The sequence below is a fragment of the Nocardioides gansuensis genome (assembly GCF_003076135.1).
Lineage (GTDB): Bacteria > Actinomycetota > Actinomycetes > Propionibacteriales > Nocardioidaceae > Nocardioides > Nocardioides gansuensis.
Window position 1 is genome coordinate 16,306 of record NZ_QDGZ01000017.1, and the last position, 13,303, is coordinate 29,608.

Below are 13,303 nucleotides of genomic sequence, written 5' to 3' on the forward strand. Positions count from 1 at the left end.
GATGGAGCACAGCAGCATGAACCCTCCCGGACCCCTCGACGGGCTGCGCGTGGTGGAGTCCACCAGCTTCGTGGCCGGGCCCCTCGCCGGGATGACCCTGGCCCAGATGGGGGCCGAGGTGATCCGGCTCGACCCCGTCGGCGGGCCGGCCGACGCGGGGCGCTGGCCGCTGGACCGCCGCGGGCGCAGCCTCTTCTGGGCCGGCCTCAACAAAGGGGTGCGATCGGTGGCCCTCGACTTCCGCACCCCCGAGGGCCAGGAGCTGGCCAGCGCGCTGGTGACCGCGCCGGGGGCGGGCGGGGGCCTCTTCGTCGACAACACCATCGGCCGCGACTTCTTCTCCTACGAGGCCCTCAGCCGGCGTCGTCCCGACCTCGTGCACGTGCACATCCAGGGACACCCCGACGGCAGGCCGGCCATGGACTACGCCGTCAACCCGCTCTACGGCGTGCCGATGCTCACCCGCCACGTCGACATCGAGCGACCGGTCAACCACGTGCTGCCGGCCTGGGACATTGCCACCGGGCTCCTTGCCGTCTCCGGTCTGCTGGCCGGCCTGCAGCGTCGCCACGCCGACGGATCGGGGTCGCGCATCGACCTCGCCCTGGCCGACGTCGCCGCCGCCCACGTCGCCCACCTCGGATGGCTGGCCGAGGCCGCCGACCGCGGCCGTGACCGCCCCCGCCTGGGCAACCACATGTTCGGCGCCTTCGGTGTCGACTTCCCCTGTGCGGACGATCGCCGGGTCATCGCCGTTGCGATCACCCGTCAGCAGTGGCGAGACCTGGTCCGGCTCACCGACAACGTTGCCGTTTTCGACGCCCTCGCCGCCAGCACCGGGGCCGACTTCGACGTCGAGGGTGAGAGGTTCGAGCACCGTGCGCTCATCGAGGCGGTGCTCGCGCCCTGGTTCGCGCGCCGTACTGCCGCGGAGGTGCTCGAGGCCGCCCGTGGCACGCGTGTGATGGTGGGCGAGTTCCGATCGCCCAAGGAAGTAGTCGACGCCTACCGTCGGGGAGAGGAGTCACCCGTGCTCACCGAGGTCGAGCACGCCGGTGGCGCCATGCTGACCGCCACCTTGCCCCTGCGCTGGGGAGGCGCCTACGTCGAACCCCGACCCGCCCCCACGCTCGGCGCCGACACCGAATGGGCCCTCGGAGAGCTCCTGGGCCTGACCGACCGTCAGATCGGCGGTCTCACCGAGCGTGGTGTCATCACCCGCCCCTTCAACCCGACGAACGGAAATCGATGATGGGTTACCTCTGCCAGACCGAAGGCCTCACCGAGGACCAGACCGAGATCCTCAAGGCGGTGCGCCAGTTCGTCGAGGAGAAGATCATCCCCGTCGCGCAGGAGCTCGAGCACGCCGACGAATACCCGACCGAGATCGTCGAGGGGCTCAAGGAGCTCGGGGTGTTCGGGCTGACGATCCCCGAGGAGTTCGGCGGGCTGGGGGAGTCGCTGCTGACCTACGCGCTGGTGGTCGAGGAGATCGCCCGGGGCTGGATGAGCGTCTCGGGGGTGATCAACACCCACTTCATCGTGGCCTACATGCTGATGAGGCACGGCACCCAGGAGCAGAAGCAGAAGTACCTGCCGCGGATGGCGACGGGTGAGGTCCGGGGCGCGTTCTCGATGTCCGAGCCCGGCCTGGGCTCGGACGTCTCGGCGGTCTCCACGAAGGCGACGAAGCAGGACGACGGGTCCTACTCCATCACCGGGCAGAAGATGTGGCTGACCAACGGGGCCACCTCCACGCTGGTCGCGCTGCTGGTGAAAAACGGCGAGGGCATGGATCAGGATGCGAGCGTCTACAAGAACATGACCACCTTCCTGGTCGAGAAGGAGCCGGGCTTCGGCGAGACCGCCCAGGGCGTCACGGTGCCGGGCAAGATCGACAAGATGGGCTACAAGGGCGTCGAGACGACCGAGCTGGTCCTGGAGGACCACCGGATCGCCGCGGAGCAGATCCTCGGTGGCGAGCCGGGCCAGGGCTTCTTCCAGATGATGGACGGCGTCGAGGTCGGCCGGGTCAACGTGGCGGCCCGGGCGTGCGGCCTGGCCTGGCGCGGGTTCGAGCTGGGGGTGGCCTATGCCCAGCAGCGCAAGACCTTCGGCAAGCCGATCGCCGAGCACCAGGCGGTGCTGTTCCGGATCGCCGAGATGGCGACCAAGGTCGAGGTCGCGCACAACATGATGGTCCGCGCCGCCCGCCTCAAGGACACCGGCCAGCGGATGGACGTCGAGGCCGGGATGGCCAAGATGGTCGCCTCGGAGTATGCCAACGAGGTGGTCGAGGACTCCTTCCGGATCCACGGCGGCTACGGCTACTCCAAGGAGTACGAGATCGAGCGGCTGATGCGCGAGGTCAAGTTCATGCTGATCGGCGAGGGCACCTCCGACATCCAGAAGATGATCATCGGCCGCAGCCTGCTCAAGGACTACGAGCTGCGCTGAGCGTTCGCCGTTGCTGGTGCTCAGACTCTGCGAGTCTCAATGGCGCTGAAATGGATACTTCCCTGTATCAGGTGACCGCACCTACATTCGGACCATGGACGACATCGTCATCTGTGAACCCATCCGGACGCCGGTCGGCAGGTATGGCGGCGCGTTCGCGTCGCTGAGCGCGGTGGACCTGGCTGCGCACACCCTGCGCGAACTGGTGCGCCGTACCGGCCTGGGCGAGGGCGACGTCGACGACGTCGTGCTCGGCCAGTGCTACCCCAGCGGTGAGGCGCCGGCCATCGGCCGGATCGCTGCCCTCGACGCCGGCCTGGGGACCGGCGTCCCCGGCATCCAGGTTGACCGGCGCTGCGGCTCCGGCCTGCAGGCCGTGCTCTACGCCGCCGGCCAGGTCGCCACGGGCGCGGCGAAGGTGGTCGTGGCCGGGGGAGCGGAGTCGATGTCCAATGTCGAGCACTACGCGGTTGGGCTGCGCACCGGCGTGGGCGGCGGCACCATCGAGCTGATGGACCGCCTGGTCCGGGCCCGCGAGACCGCCGGCGGCAAGGACCACCCGGTGCCGGGCGGCATGCTCGAGACGGCCGAGAACCTGCGCCGCGAGTACTCAATCTCCCGTGAGGAGCAGGACGAGTTCGCCGTGCGTTCCCAGCAGCGGGCGGTCGCCGCGCACGAGGAGGGCCGCTTCGTCGACGAGCTCGTGCCGGTGACGGTCCCCGGTCGTCGCGGCAAGCCCGACACCGTGGTCGACCGCGACGAGCACCCCCGTCCCGGGACCACCCTCGAGGACCTCGCTGCACTCCGACCGGTGCGCCAGAAGCTCGACCCCGAGTCGACGGTGACCGCCGGCAATGCCAGCGGCCAGAACGACGGCGCCGCGATGTGCGTCGTCACTACTCGCCCCGAGGCGGAGAAGCGGGGCCTGCGGCCGCTGCTGGCCCTGCGCTCCTGGGCCGTCGCCGGCGTTGGACCCGAGGTGATGGGCATCGGCCCCGTCCCCGCCACCGCGGCCGCTCTGGACCGCGCGGGCCTGACCCTCGACGAGGTCGACGTGATCGAGCTCAACGAGGCCTTCGCCGCCCAGGTGATCGCTTGCCTGCGCGAGTGGAAGGTCGACCCAGCCGACGAGCGGCTCAACCCCAACGGCTCCGGGATCTCGCTGGGCCACCCCGTCGGTGCCACCGGCGGCAGGATCCTGGCCACCATGGCCCACGAGATGCACCGCCGCGGGAGCCGCTATGGCCTCGAGACGATGTGCATCGGCGGCGGCCAGGGCCTCGCAGCGGTCTTCGAGCGGGTGACGGCATGAGTCACACGAATGCTCCCGTGCAGGTCCACCACGTCGTCACCGGCCGCACCGACGGCCACGTGGTGGTCCTGTCCAACTCGCTCGGCGCCACCCACCGGATGTGGGATGCCAATCTGCCCGCGCTGGAGGAGCAGTTCCGGGTCGTGCGCTACGACACCCGCGGCCACGGTGACTCTCCCGTGCCCCCGGGCCCCTACTCCATCGATGACCTGGCCGACGACGTGGTCGCCCTGCTCGACCAGCTCGGCGTCGAGCGAGCCCACTTCGTCGGGCTGTCGCTCGGCGGCATGACAGGCATGCGGCTTGCCGCGCGCAACCCCGAGCGGGTCGAGGGCCTGGTGGTGCTCTGCACGGGTGCGCACCTGACCCCGGCCTCGGGCTGGCACGACCGCGCGGCCACCGTGCGCGCGGACGGCACGAAGGCCGTGGCGGAGGCGGTCGTGGCCCGCTGGTTCACCCCCGGCTTCCTCGAGGCCAACCCTGACGTCAAGGCCAGCAGCGAGGCCACCGTTGCCGGCACGCCGGCCGAGGGATACGCCGGCTGCTGCGAGGTCATCGCGGCCATGGACCTGCGCGAGGACCTGCCCTCGATCACCGCACCCACCCTGGCCATCGCCGGGGCCGACGACCCCGCGACGCCGCCGCCGGACCTGGAGGCGATCGCCTCCGCGGTCCAGCACGGCCGACTGCTCGTGGTACCCGACTCGGCCCACCTCGCGAACGCGCAGCAGCCTGGCATCGTCACCGCGGCCATCATCAAGCACCTGCGAGGGAGCGCGTCATGAGCGTCGACAAGGTCGTCCCCAGCGCAGCGGAGGCGGTCGCCGACATCCCGGACGGCGCCAGGCTTGCCGTGGGCGGCTTCGGGCTCGCGGGAATCCCGTGGATCCTCATCGAGGCGCTGCTGGACCAAGGGGCCACGGGGCTGACGGTGGTCTCCAACAACTGTGGTGTCGACGGCGCCGGGCTCGGCCTGCTCCTCGAGCAGGGCCGCATCGACCGGGTGATCGCCTCCTACGTGGGGGAGAACAAGGAGTTCGCCCGGCAGTACCTTGCCGGTGAGCTCACGGTCGAGCTGACCCCCCAGGGCACGCTCGCGGAGCGGATGCGCGCGGGCGGGGCGGGACTGGGCGCCTTCTACACCCCGACCGGCGTCGGCACTCCGGTCGCCGAGGGTGGACTGCCTTGGCGCTACCACCCCGACGGCACTGTCGCCCTGGCCTCACAGCCCAAGGAAGTGCGCGTCTTCCACGGCAAGAAGATGGTCCTGGAGGAGTCCATCGTCACCGACGTCGCCCTGGTCCGGGCCGCGGTCGCAGACCGGGCCGGCAACTGCGTCTTCCACGCCTCCGCCCGCAACTTCAACCCGGATGCAGCCATGGCGGGCCGGATCACCCTCGTCGAGGCGGAGCGGCTCGTGGAGGTCGGCGAGATCGCCCCCGACGACGTCCACCTGCCCGGCGTGTTCGTGCAGCGCGTCGTGGAGCTGACGCCCGAGCAGGCGACCCGCAAGGACATCGAGAAGCGGACCACCCGCGGGGAAAGACCCACCGAGGAGCCGACCCGAGCGCCGGCGAGAGGAGCCACTGACCATGCCCTGGACTAGGGACCAGATGGCCGAGCGCGCGGCCGCCGAGCTCCGGCACGGTGAGTACGTCAACCTCGGGATCGGCCTGCCGACCAAGATCCCGGACTACCTGCCCAAGGACTCCGGCGTCACGCTGCACGCGGAGAACGGCATCCTCGGCGTCGGGCTGTTCCCCTACGAGGACGAGATCGACCCCGACCTGATCAACGCCGGCAAGCAGACCGTCACCGTGCTGCCGGGAGCGTCGTTCTTCCCGTCGTCGACCAGCTTCGCGATGATCCGCGGCGGTCACATCGACGTCGCCGTGCTCGGCGGGATGCAGGTGTCGATGGCGGGCGACCTTGCCAACTGGATGGTGCCGGGCGCCATGGTCAAGGGCATGGGCGGCGCGATGGACCTCGTCAACGGCGCGCGCAAGGTCATCGTGCTGATGGAGCACCTCACCCGCAAGGGCGAGCCCAAGCTACTGGCGCAGTGCACCCTCCCGCTGACCGGCAAGAGCGTGGTCGACCGGGTCATCACCGACCTCGGCGTGGTCGACGTGGCCGATGACGGGTTCCGGCTCGTCGAACTGGCGCCGGACGTCACCCGCGAGCAGCTCGCCGCCGCCACCGACGCACCCCTCCTCGACCTCCCCGAGGTGGCGTGATGGACCTCGAAGCCCGCATCCAACGCCTCGAGGACCTGCACGAAATCGCGCAGCTACGCGCGCGCTACTGCCAGTACCTCGACGACGGACGCTGGGACGACCTTGTGGACCTCTTCACCGAGGACGGCTCGTTCGTCGGCCTGTCCACCGCCACCGGCCGCGACGACCTGAGGCGCTTCTTCGCCGGCCTGCAGGAAGGCTCACTGAAGGCGTGGTGGCACTTCAGCAGCAACGAGACCATCGACCTCGACGGTGACCGAGCGACAGGGGAGACCTGGCTCGACCAGCCCTGTGTCGTCGATGACCAGCCGCACATCGCCGCGGGCAGGTACGCCGACCGGATGCGTCGCTGCGCCGACGGTCACTGGCGTTTCGAGGAACGCAAGGTGACCTTCTTCTTCTGGTCGCCGGCGCAGAAAGGCTGGGCGCCGGGTCGCTTCGACTACGCGCCCGCCGCGCAGGCCGCGGACCCTCGCACCGTCGAGCGCTATCGCTGACTTGCGGGCTCCGGCCCGCGGCGGTACCTGGGTCAGATCGTGGGCGTAGCAACATCCGACCCGTGGGGCTCGCGCAACTCGGGGAGCACGAGATTGAAGCGGCGTCGTTGGGCGCTGATGACCACGTCCTCGGACTCGGCAACCCCTGTTTGCGGGTCGAGGGCTGTGAGGACGTAGCGACCCAGCGGCGGCAGTCCGAGCTCGTAGTGGCCTTCCTCGTCCGTCCTGGTCACGCCCACGGACTCGCCCGAGGCGTCGGTGAGCACGACGAGCGCGTCCTCGATCGGCCAACCGCCGCGAGAGACGACGCCGGCGACTGTGAGTCGCTCGTCGAGTTCCAGCACGGAGACGGTCTCCGGCGAGAGTTGGCGCAGCTCGGACCGAGCGGCCCATCCTTCGGCGGCGCAGATGACGAGGTACTCACCAGCTCCGGGCAGTACGACCGACCAGCGGCCGTCGTTGTCCGCGCGCGCCCAGTCCGCCTGTCGGCCGCTTCGGTCGAGTACGGAGACCACCGCCAGGCGCGCCGGCTTGCCGTCGGTGCGCTGCACCCGGCCTCGTACGACGACCTCGGTGCCGACGTCGGCACGACGGACGGCGTCGCCGCGCGCAGCCGGCGGTCTTTCCCCGGGTGCCGCGGGACGGGCGGCGAGGACCGGGGCGATGCGAGCCGGGATCAGGAGCCCGACGCCCGCGCCGAGGAACGCAGCAACCGCGGCGAGCCAGCTCATGGAGTGCAGCGCCGCTTCGGAGGGATAGGCGCCGCCGGCGACGATCCCGGCGGTCAACACCGCGGCCACGGTTGCCGAGCACGTCGAGGTACCGATGGAGCGGACCACGGTGTTGAGCCCGTTGGCTGCCGCGGTCTCGCTGATCGGCACCGACTGCATGATGAGCACCGGCATCGCCGCAAAGCTCATCGCGATGCCGACCGAGACGATCGAGACCCCCAGCATGAGCTGGACGAGGGAGCCGTCGAGCAGCACGCGGACGACGTACCCGAAGCCCGTGATGGACAGGCCCGCGACCAGGGTGATGCGGGCCCCGAACCGGCGGGTGATCGACGCGGATACCGGCGCCATCGCGATCATCAGCACGCCGCCGGGCAACATCGCCAGTCCCGCGTTCGTGACCCCGAGACCGAACCCGACCCCGGTCTCGGTGGGGATCTGCAGCTGTTGGGTGGCGACCAGCAGGTTGGCGAACATCGCGAAGCCGGCCAGCAGCGATGCGATGTTGGTCAGCAGCACGGGGCGGCGCGTCGAGGTGCGCAGGTCTACAAGCGGCTCACCGGTGCGCAGCTCCCAGGGCGCCCACAGCGCAAAGACCAGGATGGCCACGGTGAAGGACAGCAGGGTCCACTGCGACGTCCAGCCCCAGACGCCGCCTTTGGAGATGCCCAGCAGCAGGGCCGTCAACGCGATGGACATCAACACGGCGCCCAGCCAGTCGAAGCGGCCGGGGGTCCTCACTCCTGACTCTGGCACCACGGTGAGGACCAACGCCAGCATCACGACAGACATCACCACGCTGCCCCAGAACACCGCCTGCCAGCCGAACGCCTCGTAGATCACGCCTGAGAGCGGGAGTCCCACTGCGCCGCCGATGCCGAGCGTGGCGCTCATCAGCGCGACCGCGCCGCCGATCTTCTCCGGGGGCAGCTCGTCGCGCATCGTGGAGATGCCGATCGGGATCAGCGCCGGAGCGAATCCCTGCAGGGTCCTGGCGACGATGAGCACGGCCAGCGAGTCGCTCACTGCACCGAGCAGGGAGCCGGCGAGCAGGGCGAGCAGCGAGGCCACGATCATCCGGCGCTTGCCGTGCATGTCAGCGAGGCGGGACAGGATGGGGGTAGCCACCGCGCTGGTGAGCAGCGTGACTGTCACCAGCCAGGAGGCGTTGTCCGAGCTCGTGCCCAGCAGCCCAGGGAAGTCCGGCAGCAGCGGTACGACCAGCGTTTGCATCAGCGACACTGCCGTGCCGCAGAGGGCCAACACCACAACGATCAGACCCGAGCGACTCGAGCGTTCGGGCTCCACGGCGGTCGTCGTGGCGGTCACAGGCAGCGCAACCGCGCGTCGACTCCCATGGGGCGACCTTAGCCTCGTGCTTTGACCCGGACGTCCGCGTACGAGGTCGACCGTCCAGCAGCAACTCGGTCGGCACCTCTCAACGGGCGCGCGTCCGGCCGCGCACACGCGGCGGGGTGACGAGCTTCGTTCCTGAGTCGAACGCGCTCGGCGCCCAACCCATGCGAGGGCCCCGCTCGGGCTGGTGCGGACCGGTGCCCTCTGGCGAGCGTTTCGCACCGATGGGCCTACACCATTCGACCCATCTCGCCGGTCGTCGATGTCCGGGTCAGCGGGGCGGTTCGTGCCATGCGCCGGCCCAGGATCCCGAACGCGAACATCACCGGCAGCGCGCGCTGCCCATCGAGGTGACCTGGAGGATGCCGAGCGCCACCGGAATTTTCAGCGCCAGCAGAAGGGCCACTTGATGCTGGCCGGAGCCGGTTGGCCACAGGGTGATACCCAGCACCGTCGAGCCGAGCAGGGTCAGTAGCAGGGCTCGCGACTGAGCATGATCGAGACCTTCCTAAAGAGTGCCGTGAGCCTAGCGATGCGCGGAAGCGTCCAAGGTTGCGCGCGTGATGGCCGGAGGGTGTGCGGATACTCGGGTGGTCGACCTGAGGCCAGTCATGGAGGCGCCACCCGAGGCTGCCGGCACTTGCGATGGTGTTCGCCACCGTGTGGGCAGGTGACCTCCATCACGGCGGCGCGGCGGCCGGAGCCGTAGTGCCGCTCGCGTGACGTTGTCCAACACGCCCACTGCGTACGCGGTCTCGCCCGACTCAGACGAGCACTGGACGGCCGAGGGCGCCTGGCATGTCGCCGAGGGCATCCACCGGATCCCGCTGCCGTTGCCTATGGACGGTCTGAAGGCCGTGAACGTCTACGTCATCGAGACCGACGACGGGCTCACCCTGGTCGATGGTGGCTGGGCGATTGACGTGGCGCGCGAGGTGCTGGAGCGCTGCCTGCGCCAACTCGGTGCGGGATTTCGTGACATCCGCCGCTTTCTGGTCACCCACGTCCACCGCGACCACTACACGATGGCCGCCGTGCTCGGGAAGGAGTACGGCGCGGAAGTCATGCTCGGGGCCGATGAGAAGCCAGCACTCGACTTCCTCACCGACGGCGACAGGTCGAGCCGCAGTGGATTCTTCTCAGCCTTGGTCAGTGCCGGCGCCTTCGACCTCGCCGCACAGTGGAACGGGAGGGCGAGCTACCGGATCCGGCGATGTGGCGCTACCCGGACACCTGGCTGGAGGGCGACCACGCGATCCCGGTCGGCACGCGCACCCTGGAGGCCGTGCACACGCCCGGGCACACTCCCGGCCATTATGTCTTCGTCGACAGGTCGGCCGAGTTGCTCTTCGCCGGCGACCACGTGTTACCCACCATCACGCCGTCGATCGGCTTCACCGTGCCGCCCGCACCGGAACCCCTGGGTGACTTCATGGCCTCGCTGACCAAGGTCCGCGCCCTGCCAGATGTGCGGATACTCCCCGCACACGGGCCGGTGGCCCCCTCGTCCCACGCCCGAGTCGACGAGCTCCTCGAACACCACGAGCACAGGCTCGGCCAAAGCCTCGTCGCCCTCGCGAACGGTCCAGCCACCGCCGTCGACGTGGCCCAGCAACTGGGCTGGACGCGACACCAGCGCTCCTTCGCAGAACTCGACCTGTTCAACCAGGGCATGGCCGCGATGGAGACCAAGGCGCACCTCGAACTGCTGGTCGCTCGTGGCCGTGCCACGAGGACGGCGACGCCGGAGGGCATCGTCATGTTCACCCGCACCGGATGAGCAACGCCAAGGCCGGAGTAACCCCTAGACAGTGACTCGGGTTCGGCCTAGGGGCGATCCTCGAGGACCGTTGGCAAGCTGCGCCCGGCGAACCACGTTCTTGATCGGTCAATGATGTCGGCGCCGGGGCTTTGAACCGCCCGCTGTATCGGGCCGAGGGCGATTCGCGCAACAGACGCGGCGGATCGATGCGGACCGCAGCCAGAGCCATTGCCTTCTGGCGGTGTGGTGCGACTCACCTGTTGTGACCGATGGGTACGACTTACTGTCGATCTACCGATTCCGACGCCCGGCAGCCGGCTCGAAAATGGTGGGCCGGGGGCGTCGGGCGACGGCAATGGGTCGTAGCGAGTGCTAAGGGATGCAGAGCGATGGTGGTCGAAGTTGTCGAGTTCGCGCCGGACCGGCTGTTGGCTGAGCTGGCAGCCGAGCTCGAGGCGCAAGGTGGAAGTCTCGTGGTCATGAATTGGCGGCCCGGAAAGCCCACGACCGCGAATGTCATCCTTCCCGACGACGATGCCCGTCGGGCGGCATGCCGCGGTCTGATCGGTGGCTGGCTGATGACGGCTCGCAACGGGCGGCGGCGCCAGATTGTTCGCGGTGGCCGCTGAGGTACCCCCGGCACCGACTCGGCCTGCGAGTCGGACGAACCTGCGGGCAGCTGGGCCGGGATGCGCGCATCCCCGGGGGCGAGCGGGCGAGTCGCTGGGGAATGGGTGCACGATTGCCCCATGTCGGTCTCGGGGAGCGCCAAGCGGGGGAGCTGCGCCTCCGTCTGGATCTCTTGGGAGGCTGCGTCCCGGCTGACTGGCATCCCGGTGCCCACTATCGAGCACGCGGTGCGGGTCGGCCGCATCATCCGGCGGCCTCGGCACGGCACCCAGCCGACCCTAGGACCGCGGCTCGGTGCTGGTGTGGGCGGAGTGGTACCGCGAGGTCCAGGCCCAGCTCGAGCAGAGGCGTGAGGAACGGCGCCTCGAGCTCGAGCGCCGACGCGTCGCACGCGAGCAGCGGGGCCTCGAACGCCGGCGTCGGGGGCCTGCGTCGTCGTCGTTAGACGCCGGCCGTGAGCCGCCCGGGCCTCACGGTTGGCTCACGACCAAGCAGGCCGCCGAAATCCTGGGAGTCACACCGGCCACCGTGCACCGCCATGCCGGCAGCCTTGAGACGCACCACGGCGCGCAGCTATGGGTCACCGAGGAGTCGGTGCTGCGGCTGCGTGAGGAACGTCGGCGGTGGATGTCCTGGCAGGAGGCCGCCGACCTGATCGGCTGCAGTCGCCACGCGGTCGCGAAATTGCTCGCGGCCGGGCATCTCAACCGGCGCCAGGTGAACCGCGCGGTCTCGCTCTCCCCGGCCTCGGTGGAGGCCGCGGCCCGCGTCCACGCCGAGCAGCAGAAAGCGGCCGACCAGGCCCGGGCGGCCGATCGGCTGGCCAAGGAGCACGCCCTCCGCGAACGCACCGCGCCGCCGGACGATGGCGAGGTGTGGCTCGACGTGACCACCGCGGCACTCCTCCTCGGCGTCACGGCCAACTCGGTGCGCCAACGCATCCGCCACGGGCGGGTCCCGGCCACCCGCCGTGGCCGCCGGTTTTGGCTGCGCCGTGTCGATGTCGAGCAGGCCTCGGCCGCCGCGGCGTTTCACGCCAAGGTCGACGCCTCCGGTGTGGGCAACCGCATCTAGGCAGCTTCGGGGAGAGCGTTGCGGTGCCGACCCGCGGGCCAGGCGGTCCTGCGGCGGCTCAGCGGACCACCCGCAGGTGTCGCACCGGCGGCGCCGAGGGCGCCGTCGCGTCGAGGCCGAGCTGGGCAGCGCGGGCGCATGCCGCGATCAGCAGCTCGTGCGCGATCGAGTCCGCGACGTCGTCGGGGGCGTTGCCCAGGGCGGTGCGGTCACTGACGCCCAGCTGCTCGCCGACGCCGCGGATCCGACCCCGGAGGCTCTCATCGACCCCCGCGGGATCCACGCTCACGCCGACGCTCGCCAGCCTCTCCTCGACCGCCGTCGCGAGCTCAGCAAAGCGCGATGTCCGACGGGTCAGCCTCACGGGCGGGACCGGTGGCGGCACCGGGGGAGTGTAGGAGCTCATGGACCCGCGCAAGGCCAGATCCGGTGACCCGGTCGGACAATCCGGGTCACCGCAGGGGCCGAAGGTCAGGTCCGTCTCCGCGTGCACGTCGACGGGCTGGTGATCGTCCATGCCGGGGAGTCTCCTCCAAATCGATCGGGCGCGTGGCCGCTCATCCACAGCCCCGCTCACCTCGGTCTTTTCGCCTAGGCGCTGCCCAGCCCGGGCGGCGACTCACGTCAGAAGAGCGCCTCCTCGCTCATTCGAGAGGTGTCCAAAAACAGGCCAGAAACTCTGTCAAAGGCTGTCAACGATCGCCAACGCCACAGCACCAGGTTCCAACGTTTGCCCAGGTCAGACGCCACTTTCCGGCAGAGGCCGTCAACGAGTGTCAACCGCTCAACGCACTCGGGGCGGCATCGCAGGGTTGTTGGTTCGAGTCACCAAGCACCAACCATCCGACGTCCTGAGACTTCACAACGTCCTGCGGCAATGCTTCCTTCCGACTGGGAGATTCGGTGCCAGATCGTGCTGACAGCAGGGGAGCACGGTCGTTCTTGCGCTAGTCACTGAGCTGCTAGAGGGATAGGTCGCCGGCGAGAGCAGAGGGACGCTGAGTGCATTTGGCTGTGGCGGGTAGAGGCCCGCATGGCTGCGCCGATGGCGGGCGAGGATCTTCGTGGCCGGCGAGGCCGCCGTCCAGCGGTACCTCGCCGGGCTGCTGGAGTTCGACGCCGGCCGACTGGTACGCATCGGTCGGCCACAGCTAGACCTGCGCCGGACACCGCTCCTGGCACCGAGCTCGCGGCGTACGGTCCTGTACGCCCCTACCTGGGAGGGTGACGCGGAGTACAACGACTAC

At 69.9% G+C, this 13,303-nt stretch carries 13 protein-coding genes and 2 pseudogenes; 12 read left to right on the forward strand and 3 right to left on the reverse strand.

Features of this window, described 5'->3' with window-relative positions; translation table 11 throughout:
- Window position 1: 1 nt before the first annotated feature.
- The 7 genes from DDE18_RS22120 to DDE18_RS22150 all read left to right on the forward strand — a co-directional run bounded on the left by DDE18_RS22120 (window position 2) and on the right by DDE18_RS22150 (window position 6,503).
- Window positions 2-1,252, forward strand: coding sequence for a CoA transferase (locus tag DDE18_RS22120; protein ID WP_211754710.1), 1,251 nt, complete (start codon window positions 2-4; stop codon window positions 1,250-1,252).
- Window positions 1,252-2,457: an acyl-CoA dehydrogenase family protein gene (locus tag DDE18_RS22125; RefSeq protein ID WP_116574597.1), complete on the forward strand. Its 1,206-nt coding sequence runs from the start codon at window positions 1,252-1,254 to the stop codon at window positions 2,455-2,457. The genes DDE18_RS22120 and DDE18_RS22125 overlap by 1 nt, the downstream gene beginning before the upstream one ends.
- Before the next feature lie 94 nt (window positions 2,458-2,551).
- The gene (locus tag DDE18_RS22130) at window positions 2,552-3,769 is read left to right on the forward strand and encodes an acetyl-CoA C-acetyltransferase (protein WP_116574598.1); all 1,218 of its coding nucleotides are present in this window, start codon (window positions 2,552-2,554) and stop codon (window positions 3,767-3,769) included.
- On the forward strand, window positions 3,766-4,554 hold the full coding sequence (pcaD, locus tag DDE18_RS22135; protein ID WP_116574599.1) for a 3-oxoadipate enol-lactonase: 789 nt from the start codon (window positions 3,766-3,768) through the stop codon (window positions 4,552-4,554). Before DDE18_RS22130 ends, pcaD begins: the two co-directional genes overlap by 4 nt.
- Window positions 4,551-5,375 (forward strand): CoA transferase subunit A, encoded by an 825-nt coding sequence (locus DDE18_RS22140; protein WP_116574600.1) that lies wholly within the window; start codon window positions 4,551-4,553, stop codon window positions 5,373-5,375. The genes pcaD and DDE18_RS22140 overlap by 4 nt, the downstream gene beginning before the upstream one ends.
- Complete coding sequence (locus tag DDE18_RS22145; protein ID WP_116574601.1) at window positions 5,362-6,006, forward strand: CoA transferase subunit B; 645 nt, start codon at window positions 5,362-5,364, stop codon at window positions 6,004-6,006. Before DDE18_RS22140 ends, DDE18_RS22145 begins: the two co-directional genes overlap by 14 nt.
- Window positions 6,006-6,503, forward strand: coding sequence for a nuclear transport factor 2 family protein (locus tag DDE18_RS22150; RefSeq protein ID WP_116574602.1), 498 nt, complete (start codon window positions 6,006-6,008; stop codon window positions 6,501-6,503). Before DDE18_RS22145 ends, DDE18_RS22150 begins: the two co-directional genes overlap by 1 nt.
- Before the next feature lie 32 nt (window positions 6,504-6,535).
- Here the strand turns inward: DDE18_RS22150 and DDE18_RS22155 are convergent, their stop codons facing one another.
- Both DDE18_RS22155 and DDE18_RS24140 read right to left on the reverse strand, forming a co-directional pair.
- Complete coding sequence (locus tag DDE18_RS22155; protein ID WP_425437593.1) at window positions 6,536-8,563, reverse strand: MFS transporter; 2,028 nt, start codon at window positions 8,561-8,563, stop codon at window positions 6,536-6,538.
- Window positions 8,564-8,912: 349 nt separating this feature from the next.
- Window positions 8,913-9,041: a hypothetical protein gene (locus tag DDE18_RS24140; protein WP_281258431.1), complete on the reverse strand. Its 129-nt coding sequence runs from the start codon at window positions 9,039-9,041 to the stop codon at window positions 8,913-8,915.
- Between the two features lie 388 nt (window positions 9,042-9,429).
- Between DDE18_RS24140 and DDE18_RS24145 the strand changes: the two are divergent.
- The 4 genes and pseudogenes from DDE18_RS24145 to DDE18_RS22165 all read left to right on the forward strand — a co-directional run.
- Window positions 9,430-9,630: pseudogene (locus tag DDE18_RS24145) on the forward strand (MBL fold metallo-hydrolase); the annotation flags it as partial.
- Window positions 9,631-9,803: 173 nt separating this feature from the next.
- Window positions 9,804-10,370, forward strand: a complete 567-nt coding sequence (locus tag DDE18_RS24150) for an MBL fold metallo-hydrolase (protein WP_281258432.1) — start codon at window positions 9,804-9,806, stop codon at window positions 10,368-10,370.
- 371 nt (window positions 10,371-10,741) lie between these two features.
- On the forward strand, window positions 10,742-10,981 hold the full coding sequence (locus tag DDE18_RS22695) for a hypothetical protein (RefSeq protein ID WP_133241313.1): 240 nt from the start codon (window positions 10,742-10,744) through the stop codon (window positions 10,979-10,981).
- A gap of 301 nt (window positions 10,982-11,282) precedes the next feature.
- Entirely contained in the window at window positions 11,283-12,056 is a 774-nt protein-coding gene (locus DDE18_RS22165; RefSeq protein WP_342748981.1) for a helix-turn-helix domain-containing protein, read from the forward strand.
- Between the two features lie 58 nt (window positions 12,057-12,114).
- Here the strand turns inward: DDE18_RS22165 and DDE18_RS22170 are convergent, their stop codons facing one another.
- Complete coding sequence (locus tag DDE18_RS22170; protein ID WP_133241315.1) at window positions 12,115-12,441, reverse strand: hypothetical protein; 327 nt, start codon at window positions 12,439-12,441, stop codon at window positions 12,115-12,117.
- Window positions 12,442-13,120: 679 nt separating this feature from the next.
- Here DDE18_RS22170 and DDE18_RS22175 point away from each other — a divergent pair.
- Window positions 13,121-13,303 (forward strand): annotated as a pseudogene (locus DDE18_RS22175) (CDP-glycerol glycerophosphotransferase family protein); the annotation flags it as partial.

What these genes read in the sequence shown, in the direction of transcription:
- DDE18_RS22120 (WP_211754710.1), top strand. Translation starts at nt 2, where the DNA reads ATGGAGCACAGCAGCATGAACCCTCCCGGACCCCTCGACGGGCTGCGC.
- DDE18_RS22125 (WP_116574597.1), top strand. Translation starts at nt 1,252, where the DNA reads ATGGGTTACCTCTGCCAGACCGAAGGCCTCACCGAGGACCAGACCGAG.
- DDE18_RS22130 (WP_116574598.1), top strand. Translation starts at nt 2,552, where the DNA reads ATGGACGACATCGTCATCTGTGAACCCATCCGGACGCCGGTCGGCAGG.
- pcaD (WP_116574599.1), top strand. Translation starts at nt 3,766, where the DNA reads ATGAGTCACACGAATGCTCCCGTGCAGGTCCACCACGTCGTCACCGGC.
- DDE18_RS22140 (WP_116574600.1), top strand. Translation starts at nt 4,551, where the DNA reads ATGAGCGTCGACAAGGTCGTCCCCAGCGCAGCGGAGGCGGTCGCCGAC.
- DDE18_RS22145 (WP_116574601.1), top strand. Translation starts at nt 5,362, where the DNA reads ATGCCCTGGACTAGGGACCAGATGGCCGAGCGCGCGGCCGCCGAGCTC.
- DDE18_RS22150 (WP_116574602.1), top strand. Translation starts at nt 6,006, where the DNA reads ATGGACCTCGAAGCCCGCATCCAACGCCTCGAGGACCTGCACGAAATC.
- DDE18_RS24150 (WP_281258432.1), top strand. Translation starts at nt 9,804, where the DNA reads ATGTGGCGCTACCCGGACACCTGGCTGGAGGGCGACCACGCGATCCCG.
- DDE18_RS22695 (WP_133241313.1), top strand. Translation starts at nt 10,742, where the DNA reads ATGGTGGTCGAAGTTGTCGAGTTCGCGCCGGACCGGCTGTTGGCTGAG.